General features: G+C 51.4%; 19 protein-coding genes. 18 read left to right on the top strand and 1 reads right to left on the bottom strand.

Going from position 1 to position 19794, the window contains the following annotated elements; all coding sequences use genetic code 11:
• The 14 genes from EV209_RS15115 (at window position 1) to EV209_RS15180 (ending at window position 13025) form a co-directional block, all read left to right on the top strand.
• The gene (locus tag EV209_RS15115) at window positions 1–699 is read left to right on the top strand and encodes a GntR family transcriptional regulator (RefSeq protein WP_165388953.1); all 699 of its coding nucleotides are present in this window, start codon (window positions 1–3) and stop codon (window positions 697–699) included.
• Window positions 700–796: 97 nt separating this feature from the next.
• On the top strand, window positions 797–1003 hold the full coding sequence (gene rpmE / locus EV209_RS15120; protein ID WP_130436308.1) for a 50S ribosomal protein L31: 207 nt from the start codon (window positions 797–799) through the stop codon (window positions 1001–1003).
• Between the two features lie 84 nt (window positions 1004–1087).
• Window positions 1088–2065 carry a DUF1385 domain-containing protein gene (locus EV209_RS15125; RefSeq protein ID WP_130436309.1) on the top strand — a complete coding sequence of 326 codons (978 nt, stop codon included), beginning with the start codon at window positions 1088–1090 and terminating at the stop codon, window positions 2063–2065.
• Window positions 2062–2937: a peptide chain release factor N(5)-glutamine methyltransferase gene (gene prmC / locus EV209_RS15130; protein ID WP_130436310.1), complete on the top strand. Its 876-nt coding sequence runs from the start codon at window positions 2062–2064 to the stop codon at window positions 2935–2937. The genes EV209_RS15125 and prmC overlap by 4 nt, the downstream gene beginning before the upstream one ends.
• Window positions 2930–4009 carry a peptide chain release factor 1 gene (prfA, locus tag EV209_RS15135; protein ID WP_130436311.1) on the top strand — a complete coding sequence of 360 codons (1080 nt, stop codon included), beginning with the start codon at window positions 2930–2932 and terminating at the stop codon, window positions 4007–4009. The genes prmC and prfA overlap by 8 nt, the downstream gene beginning before the upstream one ends.
• Window positions 4006–4566, top strand: a complete 561-nt coding sequence (locus tag EV209_RS15140) for a hypothetical protein (protein ID WP_130436312.1) — start codon at window positions 4006–4008, stop codon at window positions 4564–4566. The genes prfA and EV209_RS15140 overlap by 4 nt, the downstream gene beginning before the upstream one ends.
• An 88-nt stretch (window positions 4567–4654) precedes the next feature.
• On the top strand, window positions 4655–5542 hold the full coding sequence (rfbA, locus tag EV209_RS15145; RefSeq protein WP_130436313.1) for a glucose-1-phosphate thymidylyltransferase RfbA: 888 nt from the start codon (window positions 4655–4657) through the stop codon (window positions 5540–5542).
• A 40-nt stretch (window positions 5543–5582) separates the two neighbouring features.
• On the top strand, window positions 5583–6605 hold the full coding sequence (rfbB, locus tag EV209_RS15150; protein WP_130436314.1) for a dTDP-glucose 4,6-dehydratase: 1023 nt from the start codon (window positions 5583–5585) through the stop codon (window positions 6603–6605).
• A gap of 81 nt (window positions 6606–6686) precedes the next feature.
• Window positions 6687–7541, top strand: a complete 855-nt coding sequence (rfbD, locus tag EV209_RS15155) for a dTDP-4-dehydrorhamnose reductase (RefSeq protein WP_130436315.1) — start codon at window positions 6687–6689, stop codon at window positions 7539–7541.
• Window positions 7542–7586: 45 nt separating this feature from the next.
• On the top strand, window positions 7587–8924 hold the full coding sequence (gene glmM, locus EV209_RS15160; RefSeq protein ID WP_130436316.1) for a phosphoglucosamine mutase: 1338 nt from the start codon (window positions 7587–7589) through the stop codon (window positions 8922–8924).
• Between the two features lie 30 nt (window positions 8925–8954).
• The gene (locus EV209_RS15165) at window positions 8955–10154 is read left to right on the top strand and encodes a pyridoxal phosphate-dependent aminotransferase (protein ID WP_130436317.1); all 1200 of its coding nucleotides are present in this window, start codon (window positions 8955–8957) and stop codon (window positions 10152–10154) included.
• 1 nt (window position 10155) lies between these two features.
• On the top strand, window positions 10156–11217 hold the full coding sequence (gene hisC / locus EV209_RS15170; protein ID WP_130436318.1) for a histidinol-phosphate transaminase: 1062 nt from the start codon (window positions 10156–10158) through the stop codon (window positions 11215–11217).
• Between the two features lie 29 nt (window positions 11218–11246).
• Window positions 11247–12362 carry an MGDG synthase family glycosyltransferase gene (locus tag EV209_RS15175; protein ID WP_130436319.1) on the top strand — a complete coding sequence of 372 codons (1116 nt, stop codon included), beginning with the start codon at window positions 11247–11249 and terminating at the stop codon, window positions 12360–12362.
• A 21-nt stretch (window positions 12363–12383) separates the two neighbouring features.
• Window positions 12384–13025 carry a glycerol-3-phosphate acyltransferase gene (locus tag EV209_RS15180; RefSeq protein WP_130436320.1) on the top strand — a complete coding sequence of 214 codons (642 nt, stop codon included), beginning with the start codon at window positions 12384–12386 and terminating at the stop codon, window positions 13023–13025.
• Window positions 13026–13049: 24 nt separating this feature from the next.
• On the opposite strand, the gene EV209_RS15185 is transcribed toward EV209_RS15180, so the two are convergent.
• Complete coding sequence (locus EV209_RS15185) at window positions 13050–14390, bottom strand: MATE family efflux transporter (protein WP_130436369.1); 1341 nt, start codon at window positions 14388–14390, stop codon at window positions 13050–13052.
• A 286-nt stretch (window positions 14391–14676) separates the two neighbouring features.
• Here EV209_RS15185 and hrcA point away from each other — a divergent pair, with 286 nt between their 5' ends.
• The 4 genes from hrcA to dnaJ all read left to right on the top strand — a co-directional run bounded on the left by hrcA (window position 14677) and on the right by dnaJ (window position 19687).
• Window positions 14677–15714 (top strand): heat-inducible transcriptional repressor HrcA, encoded by a 1038-nt coding sequence (gene hrcA, locus EV209_RS15190; RefSeq protein ID WP_130436321.1) that lies wholly within the window; start codon window positions 14677–14679, stop codon window positions 15712–15714.
• 15 nt (window positions 15715–15729) lie between these two features.
• Entirely contained in the window at window positions 15730–16362 is a 633-nt protein-coding gene (grpE, locus tag EV209_RS15195; RefSeq protein WP_130436322.1) for a nucleotide exchange factor GrpE, read from the top strand.
• A gap of 206 nt (window positions 16363–16568) precedes the next feature.
• Window positions 16569–18425, top strand: coding sequence for a molecular chaperone DnaK (dnaK, locus tag EV209_RS15200; protein ID WP_130436323.1), 1857 nt, complete (start codon window positions 16569–16571; stop codon window positions 18423–18425).
• A 128-nt stretch (window positions 18426–18553) separates the two neighbouring features.
• Complete coding sequence (gene dnaJ / locus EV209_RS15205) at window positions 18554–19687, top strand: molecular chaperone DnaJ (protein WP_130436324.1); 1134 nt, start codon at window positions 18554–18556, stop codon at window positions 19685–19687.
• Window positions 19688–19794 lie beyond the last annotated feature (107 nt).

Genomic DNA, 19794 nt, shown 5'->3' on the forward strand with positions numbered 1-19794 from the left:
ATGAGCAGGGAATCTTCAGAGGTCCAGGGAAGTATCTACGAACGCCTGAGGGATGAAATTATGTATCTGGAGCTGGAACCAGGACAGGGAATCAGTGAAATTGAAACCGGAAAACGTTTCGATGTTTCCAGAACGCCAATCCGGGACGCGTTTAAGCGCCTGGAGAGTGAGGGGCTGTTGGAGATTAAACCTCATGTGGGAACCTTTGTTTCCCTGATCGATTTGGATGGAATTGCCGACGTGCTTTACATGCGTGAAAAAGTGGAGCTGGCTGTGCTGGAAGAGCTGGCCGGGGCGATTTCCAGAGCCCAGCTGATCCGCCTGGAGCTGATTATGGGAAGGCAGAAAAAGCTGCTGGAACAGCCTGACGCCAGAGTGGCGGCAGAGGAATTTATCCGCAGCGATAACGAATTTCACTGTGAAATATTTAAACTGGCGGGAAAACAGAAAATCTGGAATATCCTGACAGGGACTTCCTACCATTATGAACGTTTCAGGATGTTTGTGAACATCATGGATTCGGAGATTCTGACTAAGCTGTATGAAGAGCATTTGCTGATATTTGATGCGCTGGAACAAGGGAGGGTGGATCTGTTAAAACAGGTTTTTCCGGACCATCTTTATACCGGTATCCGCCGGGGCGCGCAGAAGGTCTATGAGATGCCGCAGTATTTTTATGAAACCCCTGCCGAGCTGTAAAAAACGCTTGCAAAACCGAAAACGCTGTGCTATACTGAAAAAGCTGTTTTAATCGATGGTCGGAAACCATCCAAATATATTGTGCGAGGTGAATAACATGAAAGAAGATATCCAGCCGAAGTACTACCAGGCAAAGGTGGTCTGCAACTGCGGAAATGAATTCGTAACCGGTTCCACCAAACCTGAAATCCACGTGGAAATCTGCTCCAAGTGCCATCCTTTCTATACTGGTCAGCAGAAGGCAGCGGCAGCGCGTGGCCGCATTGAGAAGTTCAATCGTAAGTACGGCAATATTACGAAATAAGCTCACTAAGATAGGGTTGAGGATGTCAAAGTTCTCAACCTGTTTTTAGATTTATGGGATCTTTTCCCGGACGGAGGTGATGGGATGCGCTCATCAGGAATCGGCGGACAGGCTGTGATTGAAGGCATCATGATGAAGAATAAGGAAGATTACGCAGTGGCAGTGAGGAAGCCGGATGGGGAAATCCAGGTGGAAAAGTCCAGCTATGCCGGGATTTCAGGGAAAAGCAAATTTTTCCGCCTTCCTTTTGTGAGAGGGATTTTCAATCTGGCGGATTCCCTGGCGCTGGGAACAAAAACACTGACCTTTTCCGCCGGGTTTTATGAAGAGGAAGAAGGAGAGCCGGGTAAGTTTGAGAAGTTTCTGACCAGAGTGTTTGGGGAAAAGCTGGAAAAGGTGCTGACCGGCGTTACAGTCTTGCTCTCTGTGGTATTTGCTGTAGGGCTGTTTATGCTCCTGCCCGCATGGGCGGCGGACTGGATGAAAACCTGGATGCCGGAATGGGCTGTGGCAGTGCTGGAAGGCCTGCTGCGCATCGGGATTTTTATTGGATACGTGCTGTTGATTTCCAGAATGGAGGATATCCGCCGCACATTCATGTATCATGGGGCGGAACATAAATGTATTAACTGTATTGAACACGGGCTCCCCCTGACTGTGGAGAACGTGATGAAAAGCTCCAAACAGCACAAACGCTGCGGAACCAGTTTTCTGTTGTTTGTGATGGTGATCAGCATCTTCTGCTTTATGATTATCAGAGTAGATACCATGTGGCTGAAGCTGGTGAGCAGGGTTTTGCTGATTCCTGTAATTGCGGGAATTTCTTATGAGTTCCTGCGGCTGGCAGGGAATTCTGAAAATCCGGTGGTGAATGCGCTGAGCAGGCCGGGGCTGTGGCTGCAGAACCTGACCACAAAGGAGCCAGAAGAAAATATGGTTCCGGTGGCCATCGCGGCGGTGGAGGCGGTTTTTGACTGGCGCAGCTGGGAAGAGGAGAATTGCGGACTGAAGCCAGCCGTGATGGAAGCGGCTGTTTCGGGAGAAGAGGCGGCTGAAAAATGAAAAAAAGGCCGGATGATATTCTGAAGGAAACGGCAGCGCGTTTTGCGGCCGCAGGAGTGCCGGAGCCGGAATTAGACGCCTGGTATCTAATGGAAGCCTGCTTTCGTATGGACCGCACTCATTTTCTTTTGGATAAAAGGGTGGAAACCGAGCTGCCTGACCACCAGTGGCAGCGCTTCTGCCGTCTTTCGGACCAACGGGCCAAGCGGGTTCCGCTGCAGCAGCTTTTGGGCAGCCAGCAGTTCATGGGGCTGGATTTTCGGGTCACCGATCAGGTGCTGATTCCCAGGCAGGATACTGAAATCCTGGTGGAACAGGTACTGCAGGATTTCCGGGACAGGCCGAAAGCCCGGCTTCTGGATATGTGCACCGGGAGCGGCTGCATTTTGCTGAGCCTTTTGAAGCTGGGGGATTTTTCCTCCGGGACGGGTGCTGACCTTTCAGAAGAAGCGCTGGCTGTGGCCAGAGAGAACGGGCGCAGGCTGTGTGTGGAAGCAGAGTGGATCAGGAGCGACTTGTTTTCCTGCCTGCCTGAGAAAAAATATGATGTGATTGTTTCAAACCCTCCCTATATATCGGGAGAAGAGCTGGAAACGCTGGAACCGGAAGTCAGGGATTATGAGCCCAGGATGGCGCTTTACGCGCCGGAAAACGGGCTTGCATTTTACCGCAGGCTGGCGGAAGAAAGCAGTGTCTATCTGGCCCCGGGCGGAAACATTTATTTAGAAATCGGAAGCAGCCAGGCTGCAGAGGTGAGCGGCTTTTTGGCGGAATACGGATATAAAGAAATCAGAGTGATACGGGATTTGGCGGGGCTGGACCGTGTAGTCGCGGCCTGCCTGCCCGGAAAGGGAGAAACAGGCCATGTTTGACAGACTGGACGGCATTCTGGAACGGTTCGAAGAGCTGCTCCAGGAATTGAATGAGCCGAATGTGACAGAGAATCAGGCGCGGTTTCGCCGGCTGATGAAAGAGCAGGCAGATCTGTGCCCGGTTGTGGACGCATATAAAAAATATAAAGAAGCCAGGCAGACAGCGGAAGACAGCCTGGCGATGCTGGAAGAAGAGAAGGATGAGGAAATGCGCGACATGCTCAAGGAGGAACTGGGTCAGGCGCGCAGGGAGATCGGAGAGCTGGAGCAGGAACTGAAAATCCTGCTGCTTCCCAAAGATCCCAATGATGATAAGAACGTAATTGTAGAGATACGTGCAGGCGCAGGGGGAGATGAGGCCGCCCTGTTTGCTGCGGAACTGTACCGGATGTACGTGCACTATGCGGAAGGCCGCCGCTGGAAAGTGGAGACCATGAATGTGAATGAGAGCGGGATCGGCGGAATGAAAGAAGTCGTGTTCATGATCACCGGCCAGGGCGCTTTTTCCAGACTGAAGTATGAGAGCGGCGTGCATCGGGTTCAGCGGGTGCCGGAAACAGAGAGCGGGGGCAGGATTCATACTTCCACGGCCACGGTGGCTATCATGCCGGAGGCGGAAGAGGTGGATGTACAGATTGATATGAATGACTGCAAATTCGATGTGTTCCGGGCATCCGGTAACGGCGGCCAGTGTGTAAATACCACGGATTCAGCGGTGAGGCTGACCCACATTCCCACGGGAATCGTCATTTCCTGCCAGGATGAGAAGAGTCAGCTGAAAAATAAGGATAAAGCGCTGAAAGTGCTGCGGGCCAAATTGTATGAGCTGGAGTGCTCCAAAAAACAGAGCGAGGAATCAGAAGCCAGACGCAGCCAGATCGGAACGGGGGACAGGTCTGAAAAGATCCGAACTTATAATTTCCCCCAGGGCCGTGTGACAGAGCACAGGATCAAGCTTACACTGTACAAGATTGACGCAGTGATGGACGGAGATCTGGATGAGATTTTGGACAGCCTGATTGCGGCAGATCAGGCAGCTAAGCTGATGAAGATGCAGGAGGAAGGCGCATGAACCATAAATTGATAAAAAAAATGGCCATACTGGCTTGTATGGCTGCAGCTATGCTTATGATGTTCACAGCCTGCGGCAAGAGCGGAGATGCGAAGGGATTTTCAAATACCGACGGGACATTTTCCATACAGGCGCCGGCTGATTTTATCAGTCAGGATTCAGGCAGCGCGGATGTGATTTCGCTGAAAGCTCCTGAAGGCGCGGATCTGGGGGTGATGGTGCAGCGGATGGCTAAAAATTCAGAGGCTGCCGAAGGAGTGGAGAATCTGGAGGGCCTGACGGAGCTGTATCATCAGAGGATCAGCGGAATGCTGCAGCAGAGTCAGAAGGGGATACAGAAGGAGCCGGTTCCTGATGGAAAAAGCGGGGCGGCGCTGTCCTCTGCTGCTGAAAGTTTTGAAGTGAGCAACGGGATGGGAGAGACAGGAAAGGTTTTCCTGATTTACCTGGAGACACAGGATAATTACTATGTGATATCTGTCAGCGGTATGGACAAGGATTTTGACAGCAGAATTGAAGAAGTGAAACAGGGCGCGGCACAGCTGCGGGAGCAGTGAAGACTGCCGGAAATTGGAAAGGCTTGTCAAAATATATTGAATATGCTATACTAACCTATATTGTGTACCAGAAAATCAGGAGGCAAGTATGAAGGGAATTATTTTGGCCGGCGGGAGCGGCACACGCCTGTATCCGCTGACAAGGGTGACATCCAAACAGCTGCTGCCCATTTATGACAAACCGATGATTTACTATCCGTTATCTGTATTGATGAATGCGGGGATCAGAGAAATCCTGATCATTTCCACACCTGATGACACACCACGTTTCCGGGAACTGCTGGGAGACGGACACCAGTTCGGCATCGAGCTGTCCTATGCTGTTCAGCCCAGCCCCGACGGACTGGCGCAGGCGTTTATTATTGGAGAAGAGTTCATCGGCGGAGACGGCGTCGCGATGATTCTGGGAGACAACATCTTCCACGGCCATGGCCTGAAGAAACGTCTGGAGACCGCGGCAAACCAGCCCCATGGAGCCACAGTGTTCGGCTACTATGTGGACGATCCGGAACGCTTCGGCATTGTGGAGTTCGACCGGCACGGCAAGGCGGTTTCCATTGAGGAGAAGCCTGCTCATCCCAAGTCCAATTACTGCGTGACCGGCCTGTATTTTTACGATAATAAAGTGGTGGAGTATGCCAGGAATCTGAAGCCTTCCGCCAGAGGAGAGCTGGAAATCACAGACCTGAACAGGATTTATCTGGAGGCGGGAGAGCTGAATGTGGAGCTTCTGGGCCAGGGCTTTACCTGGCTGGATACCGGAACCCATGAATCTCTGGTGGACGCCACGAACTTTGTGAAAACTGTGGAAACGCATCAGCACCGCAAGATCGCCTGCCTGGAGGAAATCGCCTATCTGCAGGGATGGATCGGCAGGGAACAGATGGCGGCTACGTATGAAATCTATAAGAAGAACCAGTATGGAGCCTACCTGAAAGATGTGATGGACGGAAAGTATATTGATAAGCTGTTTTGAACCTGAGGTTTCTGTAACAGCGCATAAAGGAGATTCAGAGATGAAAATTTTAGTGACTGGCGGAGCCGGTTTTATCGGCGGCAATTTTGTACACCATATGGTGAATCAATATCCGGAGGATCAGATTGTGAACTTGGACCTGCTGACTTATGCGGGCAATCTGGAGACGCTGAAGCCGGTGGAGAATAAGCCGAATTATAAATTTGTAAAAGGCGATATCGCCGACAGGCCCTTTATTATGGACCTGTTTGAGAAAGAGAAATTTGACATTGTTGTGAACTTCGCCGCGGAGAGCCATGTGGACCGTTCCATCACAGACCCGGGTATTTTTGTGCAGACTAACGTGCTGGGAACCACCACGCTGCTGGACGCATCCAAAGAATACGGGGTAAAGCGGTACCATCAGGTTTCCACTGATGAAGTGTACGGAGACCTGCCTCTGGACAGGCCCGACCTGTTTTTCACAGAAGATACTCCGCTGCACACCTCCAGCCCTTATTCTTCCTCCAAGGCCAGCGCCGACCTGTTTGTGCTGGCGTATTACAGGACGTTCGGGCTGCCGGTGACAATTTCCAGATGTTCCAATAACTATGGCCCGTACCATTTTCCCGAAAAGCTGATCCCCCTGATGATCAGCCGAGCCCTGGCAGATGAAGAGCTGCCTGTATATGGAAACGGCGCCAATGTCAGGGACTGGCTGCATGTTTCTGATCACTGCGAGGCCATTGACCTGATCATCCGTAATGGAAGGGTTGGAGAGGTTTATAATGTGGGCGGACATAATGAACGCACCAATCTGGAAGTGGTGAAGACGATTCTGAAGGCTTTGAACAAGCCGGAAAGCCTGATCAAGTTTGTCAGCGACCGCCCGGGCCACGACAGGCGTTACGCCATTGATCCTACCAAGCTGGAAACAGAGCTGGGCTGGAAGCCGAAGTATACGTTTGATACCGGCATACAGCAGACGATTCAGTGGTATCTGGATAATGAAGACTGGTGGAAGCATATTATCAGCGGCGAGTACGCAAACTATTTTGAGAACATGTACGGAAACCGTTTATAAGACCGGGGTGGGGCTGCTGCAGGAATGCGGCCGCCCCTTTTGATAATTCCGGGGGAAGCCGGAGGGCAGAAGGAGAATAGAATGAGAGTATTGGTGACCGGCGTCAAGGGCCAGCTGGGCTTTGACGTGATGAATGAATGCGCGAAGCGGGGAATAGAAGCAGTGGGTGTGGACGTGGAGGAAATGGACATCACTGATGCATCTGCGGTTGAACGGGTGATCACAGAGTCCCGGGTGGAAGCGGTAATCCACTGTGCTGCATATACTGCAGTAGATGCTGCTGAAGATAATCCGGACGTGTGTATGAAGGTGAACGCGCAGGGGACGGAGAATATTGCCCGGGTATGCGGGGATTTGGATTTGAAGATGATCTATATCAGCACGGACTATGTGTTTGACGGTGAGGGAGAGCGTCCCTGGCAGCCGGATGACCAGCGCCATCCCCTGAATGTATACGGACAGTCCAAATATGAGGGGGAACTGGCGGTCCAAAAATATCTGGAAAAATATTTTATTGTCAGAATTGCCTGGGTGTTCGGCGTAAACGGAAAAAATTTCATCAAGACCATGCTCCGTCTGGGCGAGGAGAGGGGCTGTGTCAGCGTAGTGGATGATCAGATCGGTTCCCCTACTTATACTTACGATCTGGCAGTGCTGCTGGTGGATATGGCGGAGAGCGACAAATACGGTATCTACCATGCGACCAATGAAGGGCTGTGCAGCTGGTATGAGTTCGCCTGCGAGATTTTCCGGCAGGCAGGGATGAGCCAGGTAAAAGTGACGCCGGTTAAAGCCGAAGAGTTCCCGGCAAAAGCCAAACGCCCGTCCAACAGCCGTATGAGTAAAGATAAGCTGGAGGAAAATGGTTTTTCACGCTTGCCTTCCTGGCAGAACGCGTTGGGCCGGTATTTAAAAGAAATCCGCCCGGGTAAATAACCGGGTTGTGCAACTAAAATTATGAAAAAGAGGGAGAGTTGAAAGATGGGTAAGTATTTCGGAACAGACGGCTTCCGCGGGGAAGCAAATGTAACGCTGACAGTAGAGCATGCATATAAGGTAGGGCGCTTTTTGGGCTACTATTTCAGCAAAGACCGGAAAGACCGGGCTCGCATTGTGATCGGAAAAGACACCAGAAGAAGCAGCTATATGTTTGAGTATTCTCTTGTGGCGGGGCTGACCGCATCCGGCGCGGATGTGTACCTTCTGCATGTTACCACCACACCCAGCGTCAGCTATGTGGTGCGCAGTGAAGACTTTGACTGCGGGATCATGATCACTGCCAGCCATAACCCGTTCTATGACAATGGGATCAAGATAATCAGCGGCACGGGCGAAAAGATGAACGGAGAGGTTGAGAATCAGATCGAGAGCTATATCGACGGAGATTTTGGTGAGATTCCCATGGCGACCAGAGATAAGATCGGGCGCACCACGGATTACTCCGCCGGCCGGAACCGTTATATCGGCTATCTGATTTCCCTGGCTACCCGTTCCTTTAAGGGCAAGAAGGTAGGGCTGGATTGTGCTAACGGGAGCGCGTTTGCGATTGCCAAGAGCGTGTTTGACGCCCTGGGCGCGGATACTCATGTGATCAATTGTGATCCGGACGGGCTGAATATCAACACTGACTGCGGTTCCACACATATCGAGCATCTTCAGAAATATGTGGTGGAGAACGGGCTGGATATCGGCTTCGCTTATGACGGGGACGCGGACCGCTGCCAGGCGGTGGATGACAAGGGCCGGATTATTACAGGCGATCTGATCCTCTATGTGTGCGGCGCTTACATGAAAGAACAGGGCCAACTGACAAATAATACAGTGGTGACCACAGTTATGTCCAATCTGGGACTTTATAAAGCGTTTGACGCCATCGGCGTCAATTATGAAAAGACTGCCGTAGGCGATAAATATGTATATGAAAATATGGTTCAGAACGGCCACCGTATCGGCGGCGAGGAATCCGGCCATATCATTTTCAGCAAGTACGCTACCACAGGGGACGGCATTCTGACCTCTCTGAAGCTGATGGAAGTGATGCTGGAGAAGAAGCAGCCTATGAGCAAGCTGGCGGAGCCGGTTCATATTTACCCGCAGCTGCTGAAAAATGTGACTGTGCCGGATAAAAAGGCGGCGCTGGAGGATGCGCGGGTGCAGGCGGCCGTACAGAAAGTAACGGAGGAGCTGGGCGATGAGGGCAGAATTCTGGTACGTCCCAGCGGCACAGAGCCTTATGTGCGCGTCATGGTGGAAGCTGCCACGGATGAGATTTGCAGAGAAAAGGTGGAGCAGGTATCAGAGGTGCTCGCAGCTCTATAACAACAAAATACAGCCGGGAGGAAACAAAAAATGATTGCTGACAGAATGAAACCGCTGGTGGAGAACAATTCCGCCATCCGGATGATGTTTGAAGAAGGAAAAAAGATGGCTGCCGAGTTTGGCAGTGAAAACGTATATGATTTCAGCCTGGGAAATCCCAATGTGCCAGCACCGGAGTGCGTGAAACAGGCCCTGGTGGATATTCTTAACGAAGAAGACCCTGTATTTGTTCATGGTTATATGAGCAACGCCGGGTACGAGGATGTCCGTCAAACCATCGCAGAGTCCCTGAACAGGAGATTCGGCACTTCCTTTGCGGGTAAAAATCTGGTGATGGTATGCGGCGCGGCCAGCGGGCTGAATATCATTCTGAAAACGATCCTGAATCCCGGGGAAGAAGTGGTGGTTTTTGCACCGTATTTCCTGGAATACGGCAATTATGTGCGCAATTTCGACGGAAGGCTTACGGTTATCTCTCCAGACACCGCTACTTTCCAGCCCAACCTGGCTGAATTTGAAGCAAAGATCAGTGAAAAGACAAGAGCAGTTATTGTAAATTCTCCTCATAATCCCACCGGCGTGGTGTATTCTGAGGATACAGTAAAAGAATTGGCTGCTATTATGGACAGAAAGCAGAAAGAATACGGCCATCCCATATTCCTGGTATCCGATGAACCCTACAGGGAACTTGCGTATGACGGGGTGGAAGTGCCTTATCTGACGAAATACTATGCCAATACCTTTGTGGGGTATTCCTACAGCAAATCCCTGTCCCTGCCGGGAGAAAGGATCGGTTATGTGGTGGTGCCTGATGAGATGGAGGACAGCGGGAAGGTGCTGGCCGCACTGGGCATTGCAAACCGGGTGATCGGCTCTGTGAACGCGCCTTCCCTGATGCAGCGTGTGATCGCCCGCTGCGTGGACGCCAGAACAGATGTGGAAGCTTATGACAGAAACAGAAACCTGCTGTACCAGAGCCTCCGCTCCTACGGATTTGAATGTATCAAACCCCAGGGCGCGTTCTATCTGTTTGTAAAGTCTCCTGAAGAGGATGAAAAAGCGTTTTGTGCAAAAGCTAAGGAAAAACATATTCTGATTGTGCCCGGAAGCTCTTTTGCCTGCCCGGGATATGTCAGAATCGCATATTGTGTTTCCTACGAGACAATTCAAAATTCTCTGCCGGCCTTCAGCGCTCTGGCAGAGGACTATGGCCTGAAGCCGGAGGCATGACATGAGAGCATGGGAAAAAAATATCCGGCGGGTGGAGCCATATGTTCCGGGGGAACAGCCGGACAGCCCGAAAATGATAAAGCTGAATACAAATGAAAACCCTTATCCGCCTGCGCCTGGGGTGCAGGCGGCCTGCAGGGATTTTGACGCGGAAAGCCTGCGCCTGTATCCGGACCCGTCCTGCCGGGAACTGGCCCATGAGCTGGCTGCCTGTTATGGGCTTGAGGATGGGCAGATATTTGTGGGAGTCGGTTCTGACGATGTGCTGGCCATGGCGTTTCTGACCTTTTTCAATTCAGACAGGCCGGTGCTGTTTCCTGATATTACGTATTCATTTTATGACGTGTGGGCGGATCTGTTCAGGATACCTTTTGAACGGCCTGCGCTGGATGAGGAGTTCCGGATCAGAAAAGAGGACTATTACAGAGAAAACGGAGGAATCATATTTCCGAATCCCAATGCGCCCACCTCTTTGTTTCTGCCACTGAAAGATGTGGAGGATATCGTGGCGCACAATCAGGATTCTGTGGTTATTATAGATGAAGCCTATGTGGATTTTGCGGAAGAATCAGCGCTTCCATTGCTGAAGAAATATGAAAATCTTCTGGTGGTCCAGACTTTTTCAAAATCCCGTTCCATGGCCGGCATGCGTATTGGCTTTGCCTGCGGTTCCCCCAGGCTGATCCAGGCCATGAAGGACGTGAAGGAATCCTACAATTCCTATACGATGAACCGCACCTCTCTGCGCCTGGGGGTACAGGCAGTCCGGGACAAAGCCTACTTCCGGGAGACTGTTGAGCGTATTATCCGCACCAGAGAAAAAGCAAAAGAGCGGATGGCTTCTTTGGGATTTATTTTTCCGGATTCCCAGGCCAACTTCCTGTTTGTCCACCACCCTGAAAAAGACGCCGGTGAGATTTTCAGCAAACTGAAGGAGCGGGAAATTTATGTGCGCCACTGGGACAGGCCCAGGATCTCAGGCTGGCTGAGAATTACCATTGGAACAGAAGACCAGATGGAGCGGCTTTACGAAGCTCTGGAAGAAATTCTGAAAGAAAAATAATCAGAATACGGCGGCGGAAAGGAAACACGATGAATGTATTGATTCTTTCCTGCAATACAGGGCAGGGGCATAACGCTGCGGGCAGGGCGGTCAAGGAAGAGCTGGAGCGGAGGGGGATTGCCTGCGAAATGCGGGATATGCTGGCGATGAAGCGGGAACGCAGTTCCAGAACCGCTTCGCGGATTTACGTGAGTGTTACCACGAAGGCGCCGAAGGCGTTCGGGTGTATTTATCATGTGGGCGCCTTCATCAGCAATGCCAAAATCCACTCTCCGGTTTACTGGGCCAATGCCCTGTGCGCCAAAAATCTGAAAGAGTATATTGAGAGAAAAGGGTTTGACTGTGTGGTTGCGCCCCATCTGTTTCCGGCTGAAACCATGACCTATCTGCGCAGCCATTATGGACTTCGTATTCCCTGCTTTGCAGTGGCTACCGATTATGCCAGCATTCCTTTCTGGGAAGAAACGCGGATGGACGTATACTTTATTCCTCATTCTGATCTGACAGAGGAATTTTCCGGAAAGGGAATTCCTGTGGAACGGCTGGTGGCTTCCGGCATTCCGGTGTCCCGGCAGTTTCAGGGAGAACGGAAAACAGGAGAGGCCAGAAAGAGGCTGGGGTGTGCGGATGCGGATTATGTGTTCACTCTGATGTCGGGAAGCATGGGATTCGGGCATCTGGCGGATACTGTCCGGGAATTGTTGAAAAAAGGGAGTTCCAAAACCAGAATATACGTGCTGGGCGGGAACAATGAAACGCTGAAAAACCGACTGAGAGGAGATTTTGCAGGGGACGGCCGGGTAGAAATAGTAGATTATACAGAGCAGGCGGCAAGCTATATGGATGCTTGTGATGTGCTGATCACGAAACCCGGCGGCCTGACTACGACAGAGGCTGCGGTGCGGGAAGTGCCGCTGGTGCATTCTGCGCCGATACCAGGGTGTGAGACGGCAAATGTACAGTTTTTTTCCGCAAGAGGAATGTCTGTGGAAGCGAAAGATGAAAAGCAGGCTGCCGCGCTTGCCTGGCAGCTGGCTGAATGTTCAGAGCTGCGCGTGAATATGATGGAAGCGCAGAGAAGGGAAATCCCAAAGAATGGAGCGGCCCGCATCTGCGATTATATTCAGCAGGCGCTGGACGGATGAGAAGACAAAAGGAGGAAAGCCATGAGGGAATGGGTCAGAGAAATGCTGCAGAATAATTATCTGATATTTATAGCGCTGGGCTATCTGGCAGGCGGCGTTCTGTTCAGCTATTATATTCCGAAATGCCTGAAGCATGTGGATGTGACCGACAGCAGTCCGGACCGTAATCCCGGGGCTTTTAACGCGATTAAAGAAACCGGTCCTGTGGTGGGCGGTATCTGTCTGCTATGTGATATTGCAAAGGGCTATCTGGTGATTTCTTATGCAGTGCCCTTTCTGGATATCAGGAATCCCTGGTTCGGCCTGGTGCTGCTGGCGCCAGTGGCAGGGCATGCCTACTCCATCATGCGGCATTTTTCAGGCGGAAAGGCGATTGCAGTCAGCTTTGGCGTCCTGCTGGGATTACTGCCCCTGCAGTGGCATGTGCTGATTCTGGCGGCTTCGTACATAATTTTTTCTTCGATGCGGTCCATAAAACCAAATGAACGCAGGAGCGTGTATGCATTCGGTGTTTTGAATCTCTATGCAGTATGTACCTGGCTGCTGGGGAGAACGCCGGGAGTCTGCCTGGGAATTATCGGAATGACTGTGATCGTGATGCAGAAGAACTGGAAAGACGCCAGGCTGGGAGAATTGCTCCAGCATTATCTGGGAAGAAAATAACTGCAAAACCGGCGGCCGGAAGCATCAATTTGCCTGATGATTCCCGGCCGCTTTTTTCAGCCATTTGCCGCTGTAAATCCGATGCAGGAAGATTATGGCACGGAAGGTCCAGTCCACCATCATAGCCAGCCATACGCCCACTGCTTCAAAATCGAACGCAATGGCGAAAACATAGGCCATACCGATCCGGCAGACCCACATCAGGACGACGGAAACCACCATCGGAAATTTGGCGTCGCCTGCGGCCCGCATGGCGTTTGGAAGGACAAAGGATGCGGGCCAGATCAGGATACAGCCAGCGCCGTGGATGAACATCATGGTTTTCGCTAGCTCCTGGGCTTCGGGCGACAGAGAAAACAGACCAACGATTCCCGGGATAAATAGGATTACCGACAGATTGATCAGTCCCATACTGATATACACCAGTTTCAGGAATTTTTTCACATATCTCGTAGCCTCTTCCAGACATCCTGCTCCGACACATTGCCCGACCACGGTGATGAGAGCCAGGCCCATAGCGGAACCGGTGATGCACTGGAGGCCTGCCACAGAACCGGTGACGGCATTGGCAGCGATGGCAGCGGTTCCAAAAGTGGATACTAGGCTGGAGAGAAGCAGTTTTCCGATTTGGAAAATACTGTTTTCCAGGCCGGCGGGGATACCGATTGCCAGTATCTCCCGGATCATTTTAAAATCCGGTTTCCAGACCAGGCGGCGGCTCAGATGAATCAGAGAATCCTGATTATGTATCACAAGATACATCAGTACGGCGGCTGCCAGACGGGAGGTCAGCGTTGAGACGCCAGCGCCTGCGGAACCCATATGCAGCCCGTAAATCAGCAGCATATTGCCGCAGATATTCAAAAGATTCATGACAAAGGAGATTTTCATGGAAACCTTGGAATTCCCCATGGATCTGCACAGTGCGGCCCCGGCATTGTAAATTCCCAGAAAAGGGAAGGACAGTGCGGTGAGATAGAAATATGTAACAGCGTTGTCCATAACATCCGTTCCGATATTCCCATAGATACCCTGAAGAATATATCGGTTGCCGGCCAATGCCGCCGCAGAGATGATAATTGCCAGGACCGTAACAGAAAGCATGAGCTGGTCCGCGCTCCGGGATGCCCCGGCCTGGTCCCGGCGGCCGATATACTGAGCCGAAATGACCGCCCCGCCGGTAGCCATAGCGGAAAAAACCTGAATCAATAGAATATTGATCGTGTCCACCAGAGAAATTCCTGATACTGCAGCTTCACCTGCGGCCGAAACCATGACGATGTCCGCCATGCCTACTGTAACGCCCAGCAGCTGTTCGATGATCAGCGGAATAATCAGTTTTTTTAAATCTTTGGTAGTGAACATGGATTGCATGATGCTGCCTTTCTTTTTCTTTCACAGAAGAATCTTGCCCTGAGTTTATTTTCTATATATTATATCATTGTGCCGGAGGATGGGTAAAAGAAAAACCAGTCTGATATTGACTATTTCATCTCATTTTTAGAACAATTTTGCATTTTATAATGTTTATGATTTCTTTAGAAAAAAAATCGCGAAAAGTGTTGACAAAGAAGAGCGGCAGTGCTATCTTATCATATAGATATTAGCACTCAATAAGTTCGAGTGCTAATAAAAAAGGAGGCGACGGAGAATGAATCTGGATGACCGCAAGATGAAGATCCTGAAAGCGATTATCCGCACATATCTGGACACAGGGGAGCCGGTGGGTTCCAGGACCATTTCCAAATATGCAGACCTGAATCTCAGCTCCGCCACCATCCGCAACGAAATGGCAGATTTGGAAGAGCTGGGCCTGATTCTTCAGCCTCACACTTCCGCAGGGCGGATCCCTTCAGATAAGGGGTATCGCCTTTATGTGGATCAGATGATGGAGGAGAAGGACAGAGAAATTTCTGATATGAAGGAGCTGATGATCCAGCGGGTGGACCGGGTGGAGGTGCTGCTGAGTCAGATGGCCAGGCTGCTGGCAGCCAACACCAATTATGCCACTATGATTTCAGCCCCCAGATACCGGGGGAGCAAGCTGAAGTTCATTCAGCTTTCCAGGATGGAAGGCGGTAAGCTGCTGACAGTCATCGTGATCGATGGCAATGTGGTGAAAAACACAATCCTGGATATCTGTGAGGAAATCTCCCAGGAAGAGCTGCTGTCCCTGAATGTGCTGCTGAACAGCGCGTTGAACGGGCTTTCCATTGAGCAGATTAATCTGGAAGTGATTACCAGACTAAAAGAGGCCGCAGGTGACCACAGTGGAATAGTAGGGGCCGTGCTGGAAGCAGTGGCCAATGCGATCAGGCTGGATGAGGAACATCCTCAGATTTATACCAGCGGAGCCACGAATATCTTCAAATATCCGGAATTGAGCGACGGCCAGAAAGCCAGTGAACTGTTGGGCGCTTTTGAAGAAAAACAGCAGCTGGCAGAGCTGCTGAACGAAACCCTGCAGCAGGATTCAGAAAATACAGGGATTCAGATCTATATCGGGGAAGAAACTCCGGCGGAAGCCATGAAGGACTGCAGCGTGGTGACTGCAAACTATGATCTGGGCGAGGGTATGCGCGGAACCATCGGTATTGTAGGCCCGAAGCGGATGGACTATGAAAAAGTGGTGGGAACGCTGAAGACAGTTAAAGAACAATTGGATTCCATCTATAAAAAGAACCAATAGAAAGGCAGGTATACCGTGGCAGAAGAAAAGGATATTATAGACGAGATTCTGGAGGATGCGGACGCAAAGCAGGCGGAAGAAGCTGCGGACGCCGCAGGAAAGGATTCTGCGGCAGAGGATGCAGAGGAAGAGGAGACCGTCCAGGCAGAAGAGGATGCAGAAGACGTGCCTGAGAAAAAAGGGATTTTCGGCAGGAAGAAGGATAAGAAAGATAAAAAGGATGAGCAGATCGAAGATCTGACAGACCGTCTGAAGCGGAGTATGGCGGAATTCGACAATTACCGCAAGCGCACGGAGAAGGAAAAGACGGCGATGTATGAAGTGGGAGCCCGCAGCATCATCGAGAAGATCCTTCCGGTTGTGGATAACTTTGAACGCGGGCTGGCAACTGTGCCTGAGGATGAGAAGGCGAATCCCTTTGCCGAAGGCATGGATAAGATATATAAACAGCTGATGAAGACGCTGGAAGACCTGGAAGTGGCGCCCATAGAAGCTGTGGGAAAGGAATTCGACCCCAATCTGCACAATGCGGTGATGCATGTGGAGGATGAAGAGCTGGGCGACAATATCATTGCCGAGGAATTCCAGAAAGGCTATACCTACCGGGGATCTGTGGTGCGCCACAGCATGGTAAAGGTAGCGAATTGAAAAAGAATCCCGCTCGCGGGATTCCCCGCCGGCGGCGTGTCGCTTTAGCGGCGTGATTCCTTACGCCGCAGTGCGCATCCCCCGGAGGGATTGGCTTCATAGGGAACGAAGTTTCCTATGAAACAAGAAATCACCGGCGATGAGCGCCGTGATGATAAATGATACCGTACACAAACACATTCAATATAGTTCAGGAGGACAAAATCATGGGAAAGATCATTGGTATTGACTTGGGTACAACAAATTCCTGCGTAGCGGTTATGGAAGGCGGCAAGCCGGTGGTAATCGCAAATACAGAAGGCGCAAGGACAACACCGTCTGTTGTGGCATTTTCCAAGACTGGTGAACGTCTGGTCGGCGAACCCGCAAAGCGTCAGGCAGTGACCAATGCAGATAAAACAGTTTCATCCATTAAGCGCCATATCGGCAGCGATTATAAGGTGGAAATCGACAGTAAGAAGTATTCTCCCCAGGAGATTTCCGCGATGATCCTTCAGAAGCTGAAGGCGGACGCAGAGGCTTATTTAGGGGAGAAGGTGACAGAGGCTGTGATTACAGTTCCGGCATACTTCAACGACGCACAGCGCCAGGCGACCAAGGACGCGGGCAAGATCGCGGGCCTGGATGTAAAGCGTATTATTAACGAACCTACAGCGGCAGCTCTGGCTTATGGACTGGATAATGAGAAAGAGCAGAAGATCATGGTATATGATCTGGGCGGCGGCACATTTGATGTGTCCATCATTGAAATCGGCGACGGCGTAATCGAAGTGCTTTCCACCAACGGAGATACCCACCTGGGCGGCGATGATTTTGACAGCCGCGTTACCCAGTGGATGGTAGATGAATTCAAGAAAACAGAAGGCGTTGATCTGTCCGGAGACAAGATGGCCATGCAGAGGCTGAAAGAGGCGGCTGAGAAGGCAAAGAAAGAGCTGTCCAGCGCTACGACAACAAATATCAACCTGCCCTTTATCACAGCTACGGCAGAAGGCCCCAAGCATCTGGATATGAATCTGACCAGGGCGAAGTTTGACGAACTGACCAGAGATCTGATCGAGCGTACCGCTATCCCGGTACAGAATGCACTGAGAGATGCAGGAATTACAGCATCTGAACTGGGCAAGGTGCTGCTGGTGGGCGGTTCCACCCGTATGCTTTCCGCGCAGGATAAAGTAAAACAGCTGACAGGCCAGGAGCCTTCCAAGAGCCTGAACCCTGACGAGTGTGTGGCGATCGGCGCGGCTGTCCAGGGCGGCAAGCTGGCAGGCGACGCAGGCGCAGGCGATATCCTGCTGCTGGATGTAACCCCGCTGTCTCTGTCCATTGAGACCATGGGCGGCATCGCTACCAGACTGATTGAAAGAAATACAACCATTCCTACCAAGAAGAGCCAGATCTTCTCCACTGCTGCCGATAACCAGACTGCTGTGGATATCAATGTGGTGCAGGGTGAGAGACAGTTTGCGAGAGATAACAAGAGCCTGGGCCAGTTCCGTCTGGACGGTATTCCGCCTGCAAGGCGCGGTGTTCCTCAGATCGAGGTGACATTTGATATCGACGCAAATGGTATTGTGAATGTTTCCGCAAAAGATCTGGGAACCGGCAAGGAACAGCATATTACCATCACATCCGGCTCAAATATGTCTGATTCAGACATCGAGCGGGCGGTGAAGGAAGCAGCGGAATATGAAGCGCAGGACAAGAAGCGCAAAGAAGCGATTGACGCCCGCAACGAAGCGGATTCCATGGTATTCCAGACCGAAAAGGCAATGGAAGAAGCCGGCGATAAGCTGGATGCTGCGGATAAAGCAGCGGTGGAAGCGGACCTGAACGCGCTGAAAGAACTGATTGGAAAGACCAATCCTGAAAATATGAGCGATGCAGAAGTCGCTGAGATAAAGGAAAAGAAGGAAACCCTGATGAACAGCGCCCAGAAACTGTTCGCTAAGATGTATGAACAGACACAGGGTCAGGCAGGCCCGGGCCCCGACGCAAATGCGGGCGCAGGCGGCAGCTATCAGTCTGATGATGTTGTGGACGGCGATTACAAAGAGGTTTAATATTCAAAGCATAGTTTCTGAATCCGCATACTCCAGGGGCGTGAAAACGCTCCGGGAGTATTGCCATGCTGTTGTAAAAAGAGGCGTCGCGGGAACTTGCTTGAAAGAACAGACAGGAAGGGGTATCCATGGCAGATAAAAGAGATTATTATGAGGTGCTGGGTGTGCCGAAAAATGCCACCGACGCCGATCTGAAAAAAGCATACAGACAGCTGGCGAAGAAGTACCATCCCGATGCAAACCCGGGGGATGCAGTGGCTGCGGAAAAATTTAAAGAGGCCTCAGAAGCCTATAGCGTGCTCAGCGACCCGCAGAAGCGCCAGCAGTATGACCAGTTCGGACATGCGGCCTTTGACGGCGCGGCCGGCGGAGCCGGAGGGTTTGGCGGCTTTGATTTCAGCGGCGCAGATATGGGGGACATATTCGGCGATATATTCGGCGATTTCTTTGGCGGAGGCGGCCGCGGCCGCAGGAACAATGGTCCTATGAAGGGCGCAAACCTGCGGGCCAGTGTGCGGATTACATTTGAAGAAGCTGTTTTTGGCACAGAAAAAGAGCTGGAGCTGAACCTGAAGGACACTTGCGAGCAATGCCACGGCACCGGCGCAAAACCGGGGACTTCTCCGGTGACCTGTACCAAGTGCGGCGGAAAAGGCCAGGTTACTTATACGCAGCAGTCTATTTTTGGTATGGTTCGAAATGTACAGACCTGCCCGGACTGCAATGGTACAGGAACCATCATTAAAGAGAAATGTTCTCATTGTTATGGAACAGGCTATACCCAGGCAAAAAAGAAGATTCAGGTTTCTGTTCCGGCGGGCATCGACAATGGGCAGAGCATCCGCATCCGCGGCAAGGGCGAACCTGGAGTGAACGGAGGAGAAAGGGGAGACCTTTTGGTTGAAGTGATGGTGTCCCAGCATCCGATTTTCAAACGTCAGGAATACAATATCTTCTCCACAGTGCCGATTTCTTTTGCACAGGCGGCTTTGGGCGGTCCTCTGAGAATTCAGACAGTGGACGGAGAAGTGGAATACGATATCAAGCCTGGAACGCAGACAGACACCAAGGTCCGGCTGAAGGGGAAAGGCGTGCCTTCTCTCAGAAACAGGCAGGTCCGGGGTGACCACTATGTGACGCTGGTGGTACAGGTACCGACCAGGATGAACGAAGAGCAGAAGGAGGCGCTCCGCTGCTATGCGGAAGCCATGGGCGAAAAGAGCGCAGAAGAGCCTAAGAAAAAAAGAGGTTTTTTCAAATAAGTAATATGCAGGAAATGTAAGCGGCAGCGTAGCCAGTGTGGCGGCTGCCGCTTTTTATTGCATAGGAAACTGTGTTCCCCATGCAACAAAACCCTCCGGGGTATCGC

Origin of the sequence: Cuneatibacter caecimuris, assembly GCF_004216775.1 — a bacterium.
GTDB classification, from domain to species: Bacteria; Bacillota; Clostridia; order Lachnospirales; family Lachnospiraceae; genus Cuneatibacter; species Cuneatibacter caecimuris.